The sequence below is a fragment of the Dechloromonas sp. ZY10 genome, from assembly GCF_041378895.1.
Taxonomy (GTDB): domain Bacteria; phylum Pseudomonadota; class Gammaproteobacteria; order Burkholderiales; family Rhodocyclaceae; genus Azonexus; species Azonexus aquae.
This window is the reverse complement of the sequence record NZ_CP144212.1, coordinates 3,470,157-3,486,508: the sequence shown is the minus strand read 5'-3', so window position 1 is coordinate 3,486,508 and position 16,352 is coordinate 3,470,157. Positions and strand designations below refer to the sequence as shown.

The 16,352-nt window shown below is 64.5% G+C and carries 12 protein-coding genes; 6 read left to right on the top strand and 6 right to left on the bottom strand.

Annotated features, from left to right (window positions below; genetic code table 11):
• Positions 1 to 11: 11 nt before the first annotated feature.
• From VX159_RS15960 to VX159_RS15945, 4 genes are all read right to left on the bottom strand, one after another.
• A complete protein-coding gene (locus VX159_RS15960) occupies positions 12 to 2,042 on the bottom strand; it encodes a response regulator (protein ID WP_371323860.1) in 2,031 nt (676 codons plus the stop codon).
• 77 nt (positions 2,043 to 2,119) lie between these two features.
• A complete protein-coding gene (locus tag VX159_RS15955) occupies positions 2,120 to 4,657 on the bottom strand; it encodes a DNA topoisomerase III (RefSeq protein ID WP_371323859.1) in 2,538 nt (845 codons plus the stop codon).
• Between the two features lie 80 nt (positions 4,658 to 4,737).
• Positions 4,738 to 5,862 (bottom strand): DNA-processing protein DprA, encoded by a 1,125-nt coding sequence (gene dprA, locus VX159_RS15950; protein WP_371323858.1) that lies wholly within the window; start codon positions 5,860 to 5,862, stop codon positions 4,738 to 4,740.
• A gap of 17 nt (positions 5,863 to 5,879) precedes the next feature.
• Positions 5,880 to 6,905 (bottom strand): LysM peptidoglycan-binding domain-containing protein, encoded by a 1,026-nt coding sequence (locus tag VX159_RS15945; protein WP_371323857.1) that lies wholly within the window; start codon positions 6,903 to 6,905, stop codon positions 5,880 to 5,882.
• A 151-nt stretch (positions 6,906 to 7,056) separates the two neighbouring features.
• Between VX159_RS15945 and def the strand changes: the two genes are divergently transcribed.
• Both def and fmt read left to right on the top strand, forming a co-directional pair.
• On the top strand, positions 7,057 to 7,560 hold the full coding sequence (gene def, locus VX159_RS15940; protein WP_371323856.1) for a peptide deformylase: 504 nt from the start codon (positions 7,057 to 7,059) through the stop codon (positions 7,558 to 7,560).
• Positions 7,557 to 8,492, top strand: coding sequence for a methionyl-tRNA formyltransferase (gene fmt, locus VX159_RS15935; protein ID WP_371323855.1), 936 nt, complete (start codon positions 7,557 to 7,559; stop codon positions 8,490 to 8,492). Before def ends, fmt begins: the two co-directional genes overlap by 4 nt.
• Before the next feature lie 72 nt (positions 8,493 to 8,564).
• Here the strand turns inward: fmt and VX159_RS15930 are convergent, their stop codons facing one another.
• Positions 8,565 to 10,040 carry a diguanylate cyclase gene (locus VX159_RS15930; RefSeq protein ID WP_371323854.1) on the bottom strand — a complete coding sequence of 492 codons (1,476 nt, stop codon included), beginning with the start codon at positions 10,038 to 10,040 and terminating at the stop codon, positions 8,565 to 8,567.
• A gap of 37 nt (positions 10,041 to 10,077) precedes the next feature.
• Positions 10,078 to 10,977 carry a S1/P1 nuclease gene (locus VX159_RS15925; protein ID WP_371323853.1) on the bottom strand — a complete coding sequence of 300 codons (900 nt, stop codon included), beginning with the start codon at positions 10,975 to 10,977 and terminating at the stop codon, positions 10,078 to 10,080.
• 35 nt (positions 10,978 to 11,012) lie between these two features.
• On the opposite strand from VX159_RS15925, the gene rsmB reads away from it, so the two are divergent.
• The 4 genes from rsmB to VX159_RS15905 are packed head-to-tail and all read left to right on the top strand — an operon-like array spanning position 11,013 to position 16,335.
• Positions 11,013 to 12,341 carry a 16S rRNA (cytosine(967)-C(5))-methyltransferase RsmB gene (gene rsmB, locus VX159_RS15920; protein WP_371323852.1) on the top strand — a complete coding sequence of 443 codons (1,329 nt, stop codon included), beginning with the start codon at positions 11,013 to 11,015 and terminating at the stop codon, positions 12,339 to 12,341.
• On the top strand, positions 12,304 to 12,939 hold the full coding sequence (locus VX159_RS15915; RefSeq protein ID WP_371323851.1) for a DUF4390 domain-containing protein: 636 nt from the start codon (positions 12,304 to 12,306) through the stop codon (positions 12,937 to 12,939). The genes rsmB and VX159_RS15915 overlap by 38 nt, the downstream gene beginning before the upstream one ends.
• Positions 12,936 to 15,092, top strand: a complete 2,157-nt coding sequence (locus VX159_RS15910) for an ATP-binding protein (RefSeq protein ID WP_371323850.1) — start codon at positions 12,936 to 12,938, stop codon at positions 15,090 to 15,092. Before VX159_RS15915 ends, VX159_RS15910 begins: the two co-directional genes overlap by 4 nt.
• Positions 15,070 to 16,335, top strand: a complete 1,266-nt coding sequence (locus VX159_RS15905; protein WP_371323849.1) for a sigma-54-dependent transcriptional regulator — start codon at positions 15,070 to 15,072, stop codon at positions 16,333 to 16,335. The genes VX159_RS15910 and VX159_RS15905 overlap by 23 nt, the downstream gene beginning before the upstream one ends.
• Positions 16,336 to 16,352: the final 17 nt, after the last annotated feature.

The following is a 16,352-nucleotide window of genomic DNA, read 5'->3' as shown; positions in this document are numbered from 1 at the left end:
GGGCGCCGGTTTCACGTGGAACTGCGGGCCTCAAGCCAGCGCAACAGGGTGGCGTAAAAGCGGGCCGGTTGAATCGGCTTGGCGAGAAAGTCATCCATCCCGACAGCCAGGCAGCGCTGCCGGTCTTCGTTGAAGGCATTGGCGGTCATGGCAATGATCGGCACTCTTTTCCGTGCTGCCAGCGCCCGGATTTGCCGGGTCGCCGCCAGACCGTCAAGCCGCGGCATCTGCATATCCATCAGCACCAGATCGCAGGTCACCGAGGTCTGCAACAATTCCAGCGCCTGCTGCCCGTCGCTGGCATGGATCGCCTTGATGCCTGCTTCGGCAAGCAGTTCGCCGGCGATTTCGCGGTTCAGTGGTTCATCGTCCACCACCAGCACCTGCCGTCCGTGCTGTCGTTGGCGCAGTTGCCCAAGGCTCAGGTCGAGGTCGTCGTTACCGCCGGGGAGTAGCGAGTGGGCGGCTTTGCGCAGGCGCGCGGTGAACCAGAAACAACTCCCCTGGCCCGGCTGGCTTTCGGCGCCGGCGGCACCGCCCATGCTTTCGGCGAGACGGCGGGTGATCGCCAGGCCGAGGCCGGTGCCGCTGTATTGCCGGGTGCTGGAGTTGTCGGCCTGCTCGAAGGGGGCGAACAGTCGGGCCAGCGTTGCTGCGGGGATGCCAATGCCGCTGTCGCTGACGGTGAAACGCAGCAGCAGGCTGTCGAAATCCTCGGCTTGCACGCTGACGCCAAACCGGATCTCGCCGCGTTCAGTGAATTTGACGGCGTTTGCCGCGTAGTTGAGCAGCGCCTGCTGTACCGCCGTGGCGTCGCCAACCAGTGGAATATCGGGAAAATCACGGTCGACCGTGAAAACGAGGCCTTTTTCGCCGGCTTTATCGGCCAGCATCGCCCGCACATTGGTAAAAATTTCGTCCAGCACCACCGGCACTTCGCTGGTCGGCCGCTTGCCGGCCTCGATTTTCGAAAGCTCCAGCACGGTGTTGATGATTTGTAGCAGATGTTCGGCTGCGTGCAGCAGCTTGTCCACCTGCGCGCCTTGCTTGGCGTTCAGGCCGCCGTGGCGAACCAGATGGGCCATCCCGGTGATCGCGTTGAGCGGGGTCCGGATCTCGTGGCTGATGTTGGCCAGAAAGGCGCTCTTGGCAACGCTGGCAGCCTCGGCGGCTTCCTTGGCGAGGCGCAGTTCGCGGGTCTGCTCGGCAACCTCGGCTTCGAGCTGCTGGCGATAGCGTGCCAGTTCGGCTTCGGTCTCCTTGGCCCGGGTAATGTCGCGGGTCAGCGACAGCAGGCAAGGGACGCCGTCGATTTCCATCGGCGAGACCGAGAACAACCCCCAGAACAATTCCCCGTTCTTGCGCCGGAAACGGGCTTCCAGCAGCGCCTTCGCCTGTTCCGGAGTGGCCAGCAGCTGGCGAATCCGTTGGCGATCTTCCGGATCGACCCAGATGCCCAATTCGATCGAGGTATGGCCGACGATTTCCTCGCGCGCAAAGCCCGACATGTTCACGAAGGCATCGTTGATGTCGAGGTAGAGCCCGTCGCTGCTGCGGGTAATCGCCATCGCATCGTGGGAGGTCTCGAAGGCGATCCGGTAACGCGCCTCGCTCAAGGCCAGCGCGTTTCGCGAATGGACGATCTCGGTAATGTCGCGGAAATACCAGACCCGACCAAGATAGCCGCCATCGCTGGCGAGCAATACCTTGGAGTGGCGGTGAATGGTGCGACCGTCACGGAATTGCAACTGGCAGTCGTCGTCCTGTTCGGGATGCGCGTAAAGATCTTGTACCCGGCTGATGAAGGCGGCCGGGTCGACCAGCTTGGCCAGCGCCTGGGGCAGGAGTTCAAGGTCGGACAGCAGTTCGCCTTCGGCAGAATGGGCGTGCGCCCAGTCAATTTGCCAAATCCGGAAAAACTGCTCGTTGACCGAAACAATCCGCTTGTTCTGATCAACGACGAGAATTCCGTCCGGAGCCTGGTCAAGGATGGCCTTGCGCAGTGAGATGCGGAATTCTTCGTCGTAGTGCATGCGTGCCATGCAGCCTCCGCCGCTTATGTCCCCTGATGCATTCTACGCCTTCTGCCCGACACTGGCGGCGAGCCGCCAGTGGATACTCAGGCTTCTTCTGCGGCTTCGGCCTTTTTCTTGGCCGGGGCTTTCTTCGCGGCTGGTTTGCGCGCTTCGAACTCGAAGCCGACCTTGCCGTCCTTGCCCAGGACCAGGAAGGCCGAGAATTTGCGGCGGGTGCGGTTGGAGACGAATTCCTTGAGTAGGTCGGTCTTGCCTTCGCCGAGCAGCTTCTGCATCTGTGCGGCTTCGATCGGTTGCTGCAGGATCACCTTGCCGGAACGGAAATCGCAACTCTTGCCGCTGCCGACGGCTTTTTCACAGACGTAGTTGCTGCTGTTGTCGTAGACGTTGCCGCTGCATTTCGGACATTTGCCGAGTGCGGTCTGGCCGGAGAAATCGACCGGTTCGGCGTTCTCGTCGTCGTCCTTGTCCTGTCCGAAATCGAATTCCGGCATCTTGTCGGCGTTGAGCTTGATCGCGGCGGCAAAGCTGCGGCCCATCTTGTTGCGGAAACCGGTCAGCGGGCCGACTTGGCCTTCGGTGAGCAGGGTTTCGATTTCTTCCGGCTCGAACTGGCGGCCGGCGACGATCTTCCACAGCGCATAGTCGCAGCCGCCGCACTGGAACTTCTTGTAGGTCTCGCGGATCTGGCCGCTGCACTTGGGGCAGGGCACGGTCAGAACCCCGAAGTCGCCGGGAATGGTGTCGGCTTCGTAGCTCTTGGCGCGTTCGACGACGTGGCGGGTCATTTCGGCGATTTCGCGCATGAATTCGGCGCGGGTGAATTCGCCCTTTTCGATCCGCGACAGCTTGGCTTCCCATTCGCCGGTCAGTTCCGGCTGGGTCAGTTCGTTAACCCCGAGGCCGTTCAACAGGGTCATCAGCGAGAAGGCCTTGGCCATCGGGATCAGTTCGCGGCCTTCGCGCAGCATGTATTGCTCGCCGATCAGGTTTTCGATGATCTGGGCGCGGGTGGCTGGCGTACCGAGGCCGCGTCCGGCCATCGCTGCCTTGAGCTCCTCGTCGTCGACCATCTTGCCGGCGCCTTCCATCGCGGAGAGCAGGGTGGCTTCGGAATAGCGCGGCGGTGGCTTGGTGGCGTTGGCCTTGACTGTGACTTCCTCGGTTTTGACCTTTTCCTTGGGGTTGACCGCAACCAGCGTGCCTTCGCCGTCTTCCTGGCTGTCTTTGCCGTAGACGGCAAGCCAGCCGGGCTGCACCAGCACCTTGCCTTCGGTCTTGAACGGATGGCTGGCGACGCGGGTGATGCGGGTGGTGACCAGATATTCGGCGGCTGGGAAGAAGACAGCGAGGAAGCGCTTGACGACGAAGTCGTAGAGCTTCTGTTCGGCTTCGTTCAGGTTCTTCGGTGCTTGCGGCGTCGGGATGATCGCAAAGTGATCGCTGACCTTGGCGTTGTTGAAGATGCGCTTGTTCGGAATGACCCAGTTACGCGCCAGCACCTGATGCGCGAACGGCGAATAACGCGAGAGCAGGACCTCGTCGTGGCCCTTGCCGGCGCCTTCGCCGGTGAGTACCGAAAGTGTCGCCTTGACCGTCGCCAGATAATCTTCCGGCAGATAGCGCGAGTCGGTCCGTGGATAGGTCAGGACCTTGTGCTTTTCGTAGAGTGCCTGCGCCAGCGACAGCGTGGTCTTGGCCGAAAAGCCGAAGCGTGAGTTGGCTTCGCGCTGCAGGCTGGTGAGGTCGAAGAGCAGCGGCGAGAGACGGGTTTCCGGCTTCGATTCTTCGCTGACTTCGCCCGGCTGGCCGCTGGTTGCGGCGCGGATCGCTTCGGCACGGGCCTGCTCCCAGAGGCGGTCGGCGCGCGCGTGTTCGTCATCCTGCTTGCCCTTGAAGCCTTCGTCGAACCACTTGCCGGTGTAATTGCCGGCGGCGGCAGCGAATTCGGCTTCGACTTCCCAATAGTTGCGCGGCTTGAATTCACGAATCTTCTTTTCGCGCTCGACCACGATCGCCAGCGTCGGCGTCTGTACGCGGCCGACGGTGGTCAGGTGGAAACCGCCGGTCTTCGAGTTGAAGGCAGTCATCGCGCGGGTGCCGTTGATCCCGACCAGCCAGTCGGATTCGGAACGGCAGACGGCGGCGTCGGCCAGCCCTTGCAGTTCGCTGCCCGGACGCAGGCGGGCGAAGCCGTCGCGGATCGCCTGCGGCGTCATCGACTGCAGCCAGAGGCGCTGCACCGGCTTCTTGCTGCCGACGTGCTGGGCGATGTAGTTGAAGATCAATTCACCTTCGCGGCCCGCGTCACAGGCGTTCACCAGGCCTTCGACGTCCTTGCGCTTGATCAGCTTGGTCAGCACCTTGAGCCGGGCGGCGCTTTTTTCAATCGGCGACAGCGCGAAATGCGGCGGGATCACCGGCAGGTGGGCAAATGACCATTTGCCGCGCTTGACCTCGAATTCTTCCGGGCAGGCCAGTTCGAGCAGGTGGCCGACCGCCGACGAAAGGACGAATTGCTCGCTCTCGAAATAGTCGTCGTGCTTGGTAAACCCGCCCAGCGCCTTGGCGATGTCGCTGGCGACGGAGGGTTTTTCGGCGATGATCAGCTTCTTGCTCATGGTTCCTGCCTGTAGTTTTGCCGGGGCATGTTAGTGTCCGGTCGGCGCCTTGGCAAGTTGTCGTCCCGGCCGGGGCTGCCTCAGGGGCCCAGACGCTGGTAGCGGTTGCCGGGCAGGGGGGTGATTTTCCCGGCCAGTTCGAGCTCGAGCAGGGTATTGGCCAGGAGGGCGCTGGCAAGGCCGGAGCGGGCTGCCAGTTCGTCGAAGGAGCAAGGGTCGTGACCCAGCGCGGTCAGCAGGTTTGCCGCGTCTTCGCCGAGCGAGGTATCGGGTGCGGCGGCATGCGATTGGGGCGGCGACTCGGCGGGACGGCGGGGGATCGTCTGGGGGGGCAGTTGGGTTGCCAGTTCGTCGAGAATGTCGGCAGCGCTTTCGACCAGCTTGGCGCCCTGTTTGAGTAGCCGATGGCAGCCGCGCGCCAGGGGCGAGTGAATCGAACCGGGAATGGCGAAGACTTCCCGGCCTTGTTCGCCGGCCAGGCGGGCGGTGATCAGCGAACCCGATTCGAGCGCTGCCTCAACCACCAGTACGCCCAGCGAAAGGCCGGCAATGATCCGGTTGCGGCGGGGGAAATTGTGCGCCATCACCGGCGTACCAAGCGGGAATTCGGAAACGATTGCGCCGTGTTCGGCAATCGCCAGCGCCAGTTCCTTGTTGCGGGCCGGGTACATCCGATCGGCGCCGGTGCCGATCACCGCGACGGTAACGCCGTTGGCAGCCAGCGCACCGCGATGGGCGGCAGCGTCGATCCCCAGGGCGAGGCCGCTGGCGATGCTGAGGCCGGCATCGGCCAGGGTGCGGGCAAAGTCCTCGGCGTTGCGCAGGCCCTGGGTGGTGGCATTGCGGCTGCCGACGACGCCAAGCGTCGGGGTTTGCAGCAACTCCGGTTGGCCGCGTACGTAGAGCACGCAGGGCGGGTCGGCAATTTGCAGGAGCGCCGGCGGATAGGCGGCATCGGCAAGGGTGACGATGTGTTGGCCGGGGACTTCGGACCAGGCCAGCGCACGGTCGACGGCAGCTTGCGGGCAAAAATCGAAGAGCAGGTCGGCGCGGGGACCGATCACTTGTCGCACCGCTTCGCGCCCGGCGGCGTAGATCGCTTCGGGCAGACCGAAGGCGGTCAGTAGCTTGCGCTGGGTTTCGCCGCCGATCTCCGGGGTCTGGGTCAGGCGTAGCCAGGCAGCGAGACTGTGCTGGTCCGACATGCCTGCCCCGTTGCCGTTCAGGGGTTACGGGCGGCGTCGCCGACGATGACCGGGCGCGACGATTCCATCACCAGCGCGTAGGCCACGCGTTCAAAGACGCGGAAGACAAAAACCAGCGCATAGCGCTGTTCCGGTAACGCAGTACTGGTGCGCCGGCCATCCTGATCGTGGTCGGCAGCATTGCGCTTGCGGAAGAGTGCCAGCACGTGGCCGATTTCGAGGCCGTCGCGGCTGCCCCGGTTGAGCGAAACCACCGAGCCGGCGGCGGCTTCGTTGAGGCCGCCGTAGATCGACATCACCCGGGCGGCGATTTCGCTGTCCGGGCGGTGCGGGGCATAAGTGATGATGGTTTGCGGCGGGGTTGGCACCAGGCGGTCGCCACGGGTGATTTCCTCCTTGGCCCGGACCACCTTGACTACGGCCGGGTCACCGCCCTGGATCAGGCGCGCATCGCCGAGAAAGAAGGCCTCGTGAGCGATCACCTGGCCGTTTTCGGGGTCTTTCAGCGGCTTGCCCGGGCGGAAAATCTGCCATTTCTCGATGTCGTCGTGCTGCATGCCCTTGACGAAGGCGAGGTCGCCGGCGCCGATCAGGACCCGGCTTTCCTCGGCCGCCAGGATGCGCGGTGCCTTGTCGAGATCGCCGGCTTCGACGATCAGCGGGCGCGAGATGAAGGGTTCGATGACGTTGGTCGGAATGCTCGGGATGCTGCTGCGCACCGGCTCGCTATAGACCTGCGGCTGCAGCCGGGCCGGGGTCAGCGGCTTGGCCAGCTTGAGCTGCGGGCTGCCCTGCGAGAGGTCGAGGACGACCACGTCGCCGGGGTAAATCCGGTGCGGGTTGGCCACCTGCTCCTTGTTGAGGCGCCAGATTTCCGGCCAGCGCCAGGGCTGCTGCAGGAATTTCCCGGAGATTCCCCACAGCGTGTCGCCGGGGACGACGATGTGGCGCTCGGGGGGATTGCTGACCAGCGGCGGGCCGTCGTCGGCGGTGGCAGTGGCGGTCGTCGCGGCCAGAAGCAGCGCGGATATAATGCGGAGCATAGTGATTAACCTCGTGTGCCGCCGGAACGCGGCGCCGTTGCGGCTGTCCGAAGCGAGACCGGACAGTTCTACCATCTCTTTGTCCAGCCCTCGGAGTCTTCGCCGATTCTGCCACAAACCGTTATCCGAGCAAGCATTCTGCGTTTTTATCATGGCCCTGCTACCCATTCTCCGTTACCCCGATCCCCGTCTGAAAAAAGTTGCCCAGCCGGTTGAAAAAATTGACGACACCATCCGCAAGCTGGCGGCTGACATGGCCGAAACGATGTACGAGGCGCCCGGCATCGGGCTGGCCGCGACCCAGGTCGACGTCCACCTGCAGCTGGTGGTGATCGACATCAGCGAGGACAAGAGCGACCTGCGCGTGCTGATCAATCCGCGCATCGAGCGCCTGCAGGGCTGCCATGTCGGTGAAGAAGGCTGTCTGTCGGTGCCCGGCATCTACGAGAAGGTCGAACGCGCCGAGCAAGTGACCGTGCACTATCAGGACCTCGACGGCAAGAACCGTTCGTTTACCGCCGACGGTTTGCTGGCGGTGTGCGTCCAGCACGAGCTCGACCACCTCAACGGCAAGGTCTTTGTCGACCACCTGTCGCAACTCAAGCAGGGCCGGATCAAGAACAAGCTGGCCAAGCAGGCGCGGGTGACTGCATGAAGCTGATCTTTGCCGGGACGCCGGAGTTTGCCGCCCAGGCACTGGACGCCATCATTGCCGCCGGGCACCAGGTCACGCTGGTGCTCACCCAGCCCGACCGGCCGGCTGGACGCGGCATGAGCCTGCAGCCGTCGCCGGCCAAGCAACGCGCTCTGGCGGCCGGAATCGAGGTTTTCCAGCCCTTGAGCCTGAAAGCCGCCGAGGCTCAGGCCCGGGTGGCGGCAGCGGTGGCCGACGGTGCCGCAGTGATGGTGGTGGCAGCCTACGGCTTGATCCTGCCGCAGGCGGTGCTTGATCTGCCGCGCTTCGGCTGCATCAACATCCATGCCTCGCTGTTGCCGCGCTGGCGGGGGGCGGCACCGATTCAGCGGGCACTGGAGGCTGGCGATGCCGAGACCGGGGTCTGCATCATGCAGATGGAGGCCGGGCTTGATACCGGCCCGGTGCTGCTGGCCGGGGCTTTGCCGATTGCGGCCGAGGATAACGCCGCCAGCCTGCACGACAAGCTGGCCGAACTCGGCGCCCGCCTCTGTGTCGAGGCACTGGCGGCCTTGCCTTTGCCGGCCACGGCTCAGCCCGAGGCTGGCGTGACCTACGCGCACAAGATCGACAAGGCCGAAGCTCTGGTCGACTGGCGGCGTCCGGCGCTTGCGCTTGATCGCCACGTCCGCGCCTTCAACCCGTTCCCTGGCGCGCAGGCCCGTTTTGCCGGGCAGACGGTCAAACTCTGGCGGGCGCGGCCGGTGGCCGGTGATGGGGCGCCGGGTACGGTGCTGGCGGTCGATCGCGAGCAGGTAGTGATCGCCTGTGGCGAGGGTGCGCTGGCGGTCAGCGAATTGCAGAAGGCCGGGGGCAAGCGCCTGCCGGTGCGCGAATTCCTGGCCGGGCATCCGCTCAAGGCGGGAGACGCTTTCGAGGTGCCGGCAGAGTAACTGCCGGCTGCGGAAAAATGGGTAATTGCCACGGTCGACCGTGGCAATTACCCAAAACCCGGATTTTCCGGTTCAGGCCGCAGGCGCTTCGTCGGTTCCTGCTCGAACCCGGTTGCGGCCGCCGTGCTTGGCCTGATAGAGCCCCCGGTCGGCGCGGCCGACCGTTTGTTCGGGGCGTTCTCCGGGGCGATATTCGCTGACCCCGATGCTGACGGTGACCTGCAAGTCGTCGCTATCGTCGGCAAGACGGGCGGCAGCGAGCGCCCCACGGATCTTTTCGGCAACTTGCAGGGCTTCCGCCTCGGGGCAGTCCTGCAGCACGATCAGAAACTCTTCGCCGCCCCAGCGCACCGCAAAATCGCTGCCGCGCAGCGCGTTGCGGAAGATTTTGGCGGCATTGCGCAGGACTTCGTCGCCGGTACCGTGGCCGTAGCGGTCGTTGATCTGCTTGAAGTGGTCGAGGTCGGCGAGGAGGATGCTGAAGGCCTGCCCGCTGCGCCGCTGACTGGCCAGCAACTGGTCCACCAGGGCGCTGGCGGCGTGGCGGTTGAGCAGGCCGGTCAGTTTGTCGGTGGTTGCTGCTTGTTCGATGTGCCGATGGTAGCGGGCCAGGGTCAGATGGCTGAGGCTGACGATCAGCAGGGTGACCGCCAGACTGATCAGCAGATTGAAGCGCAGGGTCTGGCGGATATCGGCCAGAGCGACGTCCTCGTTTAACTCGACGAAGAGGCGCCATTTCAGTTCGGGCAGGTAATTGACGTGCAGGATGTACTGGCTGCCGTTGGCCTGATATTGATAGGAACCGCTGTTCTCGCCAAGGATGGTTGCCGCCAGTTCGCGCAGCCCAGGGATTTCTCGCAGTTGCATGCCGTTGTCGCGCTGGCCGCTGCCGAGCGTGATTTCGCCCTGGCTATCGACGAAGTAGATGCTCCGCTGGAAACGCTTTTCATAATCGCTGATCAGCGAGCGGACTGCCTCGACCGTCAGCCCGATGCCGGTGATGCCGAGGTAGTGGCCGTCGTAGTCGTAGACCCGGTAATTGATGAAAATGGTCAGCGCGTTCTTGTTGGCATAGTCGAGGTCGACATTGATTTCGTAGTCGGGCTGCATCACGCGGACGCGGGCGTACCAGGCGTCGCGTTGTTCCTGCGGCTCGACCTGGCGCAGGATGCCGTCGGCGGTGTAGTAGTTGCGGCTTTTTTCGGAGATGAAATAGCTGCTGAAGGCACCGTAGCGGTTGCGGATTTCGCCAAGATAACGGCTGATGGCCCGAACATCCCTTTCGCCCCCCAGGACCCAGTCGCGCAGGAAGGTATCGCTGGCCATGGTCGAGGAAATCAGGATCGGGCGGATCAGGTCCTTCTGGATTTCCGAGTAAATGTTGCTGGAGGTCAGCGGCAGGTCCTGGCCGATCAGGGTGTTGCGGATCGCCGTGCGCGAGCTGTAGTAGCTGAACAGTGCCGTGGCGATGAAGCCGGCCCCGAGCAGCAGGCTCAGTAGCAGGAGCAGCGAATGACGCTGGTTGAAAAAGCGGGAACGACCGGACATGGGGACGGGTTTTTCATTAATCGCTAATTTGTCGATTTTAACGCGGGGTTTGCCGTGCAACTGCGGTTCCGCAAATTTCTTCCAGTGCCCAGCCCAGGCGATAGCCGGCGGCGACCAGGCGACGTGCGGCGAGATCCCGGGCGCGCCGGTCGAACTCGGCATCGATCACCGGCAAGAGCGAGCCGTCTTCCGGCGGGTAGGCGCCGGCCAGGGCGGCGCGGCTTTCCGCGTACCAGCGCCGGGGGTCGCCACGTGATGGCGCCGGGTAGTGCTGCAACAGGTGCCGGACCTGCCGTTCCAGCCGTTCGCCGCGCAGCGACTGGCGGCCCGGCAGACCATCCCAGTAAGCATGCAGGTTGGTGAACGGCTGCCTCGGGGTGAGCAGGTTTTCCACTGCGAAGCGGTTTCCACCCTGGTCTTCGGCGTGGCCGACGTGGAGCGGTTGGTGCAGGTCGCCAATCAGATGCAGCAGCCAGGGCAGTGCCCAGACCGCCGTTGCGCCATGCGCATCCTCGCGCAAGGTGCGCAGCAACTGCTCGCTGCGCAGATCGAGTTCGCCCTGGCCACGCTGCGCCTGACGGTCGCGGTCGGCGTAGTGCCAGTGCCGGTGCCGGCGGTTGTCACTCAGCCCGGCTGGCGGCGGGACGGGTGGTTCGCGGTCGGCATCGTAATAGCGAGGGTCGTCGCGGATGTCATCAGCCCAAGTGGCCGCTTCGGCAAAAATCGCCGATGGCGTGGTTGACCGTGTTTTTTCCGCCCAGCGCGGGTAATCCGGGTGCTGTTCCAATAGTTGCAGGCAATGCTGGCGAGCCGGCGGGGTCAGCTGGTGCCAGGCCATGCCGGCAATCAGCCGGTGTCCGTTGGCGTTCCAGGCTGCGGCCGGCCAGGCCAAACCAAGGGTGGCATACAGTGCGTAACGAAGGAGGCGGGCGAACATGGCGCAGATTATGCACCGTGCGATAATGGTGGGCTATGCGCAAAAACCATCGTCCCGATTCTTCTTCGCCCCCGCTTGCGACTTCGTCGCGCCGCACCGCCGCTCCGTCCTTGCCGCTCGATTCGCTGGCCTTCGCCTTGCGGCAGGCCGCGCACATCTGCGCCGGCGTACTGGCCGGCCAGAGCCTGGCCGAGGGGCAACTGGCGGAAGTCCCGGCGGTGGCCCGGCCGGCAGTCCAGGATCTGGTTTATGGCAGCCTGCGCAGCTATGGCCGGGGCGACTTCTTTCTTGCCCGTCTGCTCGACCGGCCCTTGTCCGATGAGGCCGTGCGTGCCCTGTTGCTGGTCGCCCTGTATCGGCTGGAAACCCGGCCGGATTCGGTGCATACCGTGGTCGACCAGGCAGTGCTCGCGGCCGGCGAACTGGCCGCCGGCCGTTGCCGGGGGCTGGTGAATGCGGTATTGCGCCAGTTTCTCAGGCAGCAGGCGGAACTGACGGCCGTCGCTGCCGCCGATCCGGTGGTGGCAGCCCAGTTGCCGGACTGGTGGCTGGCCGAACTGCAGCGGGCTTATCCCGCAGCCTGGCCGGCGATCGTCGCTGCCGCCAATACGCCGCCGCCGATGGGTCTGCGCGTCAATCGCCGGCGTTTCAGTCGCGAGCAGTACCTCGCCGAGCTGGTCAGCGCCGGGATCGAGGCTGCGCCCTGGGGGGAGGACGAGGCGATTCATCTGGCGCGGCCCCTGCCGGTCGAGCGCCTGCCGCATTTCGCCAGTGGTGGGGTGTCGGTCCAGGACCCGGGCGCGCAGCAGGCCGCGAACTGGCTGGCGCCGCAGGCCGGCATGCGCGTGCTCGATGCCTGTGCGGCGCCGGGGGGGAAAACTGCGCATCTGCTTGAGCAGCTTGAGCTCGACTTGCTGGCGCTGGATCTCAAGCCTAGCCGCTGCCGGCGGATCGAGGAAAACCTGGGGCGCCTCGGGCTGACGGCCGAGGTCCGGGTGGCCAACTGCGCGCAGCCCGAAAAATGGTGGGATGGTCGCCCCTTCGATGCGATCCTGGCCGACGTGCCCTGCACCGCCAGCGGTGTCGTACGACGCAATCCCGACGCCAAGTGGCTGCGCCGACCGGAGGATGTGGCCAGTTTTGCCGCGACCCAGGCGCGCATCATCGATGCCTTGTGGCCGCTGCTGCGCCCCGGAGGGCGTATGCTCTACGCCACCTGCTCGCTGTTTGCCGCCGAAAATGGCGAGCAGATGGAAAGTTTCCGGCAGCGCCACAGCGATGCCCGCTGCCTGCGTCAGGAACAGTTGCTACCAACGGATGCCAGTGATGGTTTCTTCTACTGTCTGCTTGAAAAAGCTCGCTGACCTGCAGGTCGTCTGGCGACTCTGCTGCTGCCTGCTGCTGTGCTGGCCGCTGGCAGGCAGGGCAGCAGAAATCGAAATCGCCAATCCGCAATTGAGTGCGGCGGAAGACGGTTACGTGCTGTCGGCCGATTTTGCCTTCGAGCTCGGGCCGCGTCTCGAGGAAGCAGTGACCAAGGGGGTTTCGCTGCATTTCGTTGCCGATTTCGAACTGACCCGGCCACGCTGGTACTGGCTCGATGAAAAGCTGGTGAGCCGCAGCCAGACCTGGCGTCTGTCGTACAACATCCTGACCCGGCAGTATCGCCTGGCCAACGGCGGGGGGCTGCACCAGTCGTTTGCCACCTTGAGCGAAGGCCTGCAGATGCTTTCCCGGCTGCGCAACTGGCAGGTTGTGGATAAATCGCTGGTCGCCGGTGGCAGCCTGCGGCCGGGAGAAACCTATCTGGCCGCGCTGCGCTTGCGGCTGGATATCACCCAATTGCCGCGTCCCTTTCAGATCAGCGCCCTGGGTAATCGCGACTGGAACCTGGCCTCCGATTGGCGCTTGTGGCAGTTGAACCTGCCGCCGGCGCCCGCGGCCTGGAGCGATGGCCGATGACGCTGCGCCGGATTTTTGCCGCCGGCAGCGCACTGGTGGCTGCGATTGCCGGGATCCTGTGGTTCCTGATGCTGGTGTCGACCGGTGCCGACACGGTGATTTTCTCGCGTAATTATCCGCTGCTGATCGGGCTCAACGTCATCCTTGCCCTTGGCATGCTGGCACTGGTTGGCTGGCAGTTGCGTTCCCTGTGGCGCGACTACCAGGCCCAGGTTTTCGGGGCCCGGCTGAAGCTGCGGCTGATGCTGATGTTCGGAGTGATCGCGGTGTTGCCGGGGGCGCTGGTGTATGGCGTTTCGGTCCAGTTCGTTACCCGCTCGATTGAAAGCTGGTTTGACGTGCGGGTCGAGAAAGCGCTCGAATCGGGCTTGCACCTTGGCCGCTCGGCGCTCGAATCGATGCTGGCCGACCTCAGCGAAAAAGGGCGGACGATGGCCGTCGAACTCTCCGACCTGCGCGAGGCGCCGCGTCGCTCGGCCTTGCTGCGTCTGCGCGAGGAGCGTGGGGTGCAGTCGGCGGCGTTGTTCTCGGTGGGCGGGCAACTGCTGACCAGTGCCAGCGCCGACCTTGGCAGCCTGTTGCCGGAATTGCCCTCGCAGACCCAGTTGAAACAGGCGCGGACGCGGGTGCAGGCAAGCATTGAGGGTGAGGGAGAGAAGCTGCACCTGCGGGTGCTGGTCCCGGTCTCGGCACGCGATGTGTTTGAGGAGCCGCGCATCCTGCAACTGATCCAGCCGGTTCCGGCATCGCTGGCCAGTGATGCCGAAGCGGTCGAGACGGTGTACCGCGACTACCAGGAATTGCAGCTGGCGCGCGAAGGGCTGACCAGGATTTACGCGTTGACCCTGACTCTGACCGTACTGGTCGCACTGTTCGGGGCCTTTGCGTTGGCCTACCTGATGGCCCGTTCGCTGTCGGCACCGCTGTACATCCTGGCCGAAGGGACGCAGGCGGTGGCCCAGGGCGATTTCTCGCCGCGCCAGGCAATCTACAGCGGCGATGAACTCGGGGTGCTGACCCAGTCCTTCAACCGGATGACCCGGCAGCTCGACGATGCCCGCCGCGAAACTGAGCGCAACCGTGCCGATCTGGAGGCTGCGCGCGGCTATCTGGAGTCTATCCTCGCCAATCTGTCGACCGGCGTGCTGGTTTTTGACCGCCGCTTCGTACTGCGCACGGTCAACGAGGGGGCGCTGACCATTCTTAATGACGATTTTTCGGCGCTGATCAATGTTGCGGTCGACGAATGGCCGCATCAGCATGCCCTCGGCGAATTCATCCGGCAGCATTTTGCCACTGCGCAGGAGCCGGAGTGGCAGGACCAGCTTGAACTGGAGCGCCCGAACGGGATGCCGCAGGTACTCTTGTTGCGCGGTTCGCGTCTGCCGGAAGCGAGCGGCGGCGACATTGTCGTCTTCGACGACGTGACCCGGCTGATCGCGGCCCAGCGCAGCGCGGCCTGGGGCGAGGTGGCGCGGCGCCTGGCGCACGAGATCAAGAACCCGCTGACCCCGATCCAGTTGTCGGCCGAGCGTCTGCAGTTCAAACTGGCCGACAAGCTGGCCAACGGCGATGCCGAAATGCTGGCGCGCGGCACCCAGACGATCATCAATCAGGTGCAGGCAATGAAGCGGATGGTCGACGATTTCCGCGACTATGCCCGCCTGCCGGCACCGGAACTGGCGCCGCTCGATCTCAATGCGCTGATCGGCGAGGTGCTGGGGCTCTATGAAAGCTCGTCGGCACGGATCGTGCCGCAACTGGCGGCCGATCTGCCCTTGCTGCTCGGCGACCCGACCCAGATGCGCCAGGTCATCCACAACCTGCTGCGCAATGCCGAGGATGCCCTGGAGGGGCGTGCCGAGCCGTGCATAGAAATCATCACCGAACGCAGCGGGCGGCATGCCCGGCTGCTGATTGCGGACAACGGGCCGGGTTTTCCGGTCGAGTTGCTGCCGCGCATTTTTGAACCGTATGTGACGACCAAGGCGAGAGGGACCGGGCTGGGCCTGCCCATCGTCAAGAAAATCGTCGAAGAACACCTGGGCACAATCGAAATCGGAAATGCGCCCAACGGCGGCGGTCGGATCGACATCCGTCTGCCGCTGCTCAAGGAGGAGGAAGGCAAGCATGGCCATCATACTGGTCGTTGATGACGAAGTCGGAATTCGCGAACTGTTGTCGGAGATCCTGATTGACGAGGGCTACGACGTGCGTCTTGCGGAAAATGCCGGTGCGGCTCGCCGTCTGCGTAACGAGTTGCGTCCGGATCTGGTGTTGCTCGATATCTGGATGCCGGATATGGACGGGATTTCGCTGCTCAAGGAATGGCACGTAGCCGGGCACCTGACCATGCCGGTAGTGATGATGTCGGGGCATGGCACCATCGACACCGCAGTCGAGGCGACCCGCTTTGGCGCCTGCGACTTCCTGGAAAAGCCGATTGCGCTGCAAAAACTGCTGTCGACCGTGCAAAAAGCCTTGAAACACGACAAGCCGGTGCAGCGCCCGCCGCTGACCCTGGAGGCCTTTTCGCGCGCGGCTTTCGTCAAGGAGTTCCGCCGCCGGCTTGAGCAGGCGGCGGCGCGGACGCCCTCCCTGCTGCTCAAGGGGGCGGTCGGCGGGATGGCCGAAATCTGTGCGCGGACCTTGCAGGCACCGCGCGCGCCTTGGCTGGACCTGACCACGCTGAGCAGTGCCTTGACCCAGGAAACCCTGGAAAAGCTCGCCGGCGGGGTGATTTTTGTCCCCGACCTGGCGGTGCTGGGCAAAATGCAGCAGATGAATCTGGCCTTTGCGCTCGACCGGCTGGAGCGGCAGAATCTGCTACTGGTCGCCGCAACCACGGTGCCTCTCAGCGCTCTCGGCGAAGCCGGCTGGGACGGCAAGTTGCTGGCCCGCCTGGGCGAGGTCTGGGTGGCGCTGCCGGCGCTGGCCGGGCATGTCGACGACCTGCCCGAGATTGCCAGCCTGTTGCTCAGCAACTTTGTCGAGCGTGGCGAAGTATCCCCGCGCCGCTTCTCGACCGGCGCCTTGAATGCCTTGCGCACCTTGCCCTGGCACAAGCTGCCGGAGGCCGGCTGGAGCGAGTTGTACGCTTTGGTGCGCAATCTTGCACTGACTTCCCTCGACGAGGAAATCGGTGCCGACGACGTGGCCCGGGTGATGCCGGCGCAGGATGACGGCGATGCGGGCGAGGTGCTGTTGCAGCCGTTGTTCGATCAGCCCTTGCGCGAAGCCCGGGACGCCTTCGAAAAACTCTATTTCGAGCATCACCTGCGTCGCGAGGGGGGTAACATGACCCGTCTGGCCGAGCGTTCCGGTCTGGAGCGCACGCATTTGTACCGCAAGCTCAAGCAACTGGGCGTGGCACTCGGCAAGCGCGGCGAGGAATAAGCCGCTGGACCCGGTCG

What these genes read in the sequence shown, in the direction of transcription:
- VX159_RS15960 (WP_371323860.1), bottom strand. Translation starts at nt 2,042, where the DNA reads ATGGCACGCATGCACTACGACGAAGAATTCCGCATCTCACTGCGCAAG.
- VX159_RS15955 (WP_371323859.1), bottom strand. Translation starts at nt 4,657, where the DNA reads ATGAGCAAGAAGCTGATCATCGCCGAAAAACCCTCCGTCGCCAGCGAC.
- dprA (WP_371323858.1), bottom strand. Translation starts at nt 5,862, where the DNA reads ATGTCGGACCAGCACAGTCTCGCTGCCTGGCTACGCCTGACCCAGACC.
- VX159_RS15945 (WP_371323857.1), bottom strand. Translation starts at nt 6,905, where the DNA reads ATGCTCCGCATTATATCCGCGCTGCTTCTGGCCGCGACGACCGCCACT.
- def (WP_371323856.1), top strand. Translation starts at nt 7,057, where the DNA reads ATGGCCCTGCTACCCATTCTCCGTTACCCCGATCCCCGTCTGAAAAAA.
- fmt (WP_371323855.1), top strand. Translation starts at nt 7,557, where the DNA reads ATGAAGCTGATCTTTGCCGGGACGCCGGAGTTTGCCGCCCAGGCACTG.
- VX159_RS15930 (WP_371323854.1), bottom strand. Translation starts at nt 10,040, where the DNA reads ATGTCCGGTCGTTCCCGCTTTTTCAACCAGCGTCATTCGCTGCTCCTG.
- VX159_RS15925 (WP_371323853.1), bottom strand. Translation starts at nt 10,977, where the DNA reads ATGTTCGCCCGCCTCCTTCGTTACGCACTGTATGCCACCCTTGGTTTG.
- rsmB (WP_371323852.1), top strand. Translation starts at nt 11,013, where the DNA reads ATGCGCAAAAACCATCGTCCCGATTCTTCTTCGCCCCCGCTTGCGACT.
- VX159_RS15915 (WP_371323851.1), top strand. Translation starts at nt 12,304, where the DNA reads ATGGTTTCTTCTACTGTCTGCTTGAAAAAGCTCGCTGACCTGCAGGTC.
- VX159_RS15910 (WP_371323850.1), top strand. Translation starts at nt 12,936, where the DNA reads ATGACGCTGCGCCGGATTTTTGCCGCCGGCAGCGCACTGGTGGCTGCG.
- VX159_RS15905 (WP_371323849.1), top strand. Translation starts at nt 15,070, where the DNA reads ATGGCCATCATACTGGTCGTTGATGACGAAGTCGGAATTCGCGAACTG.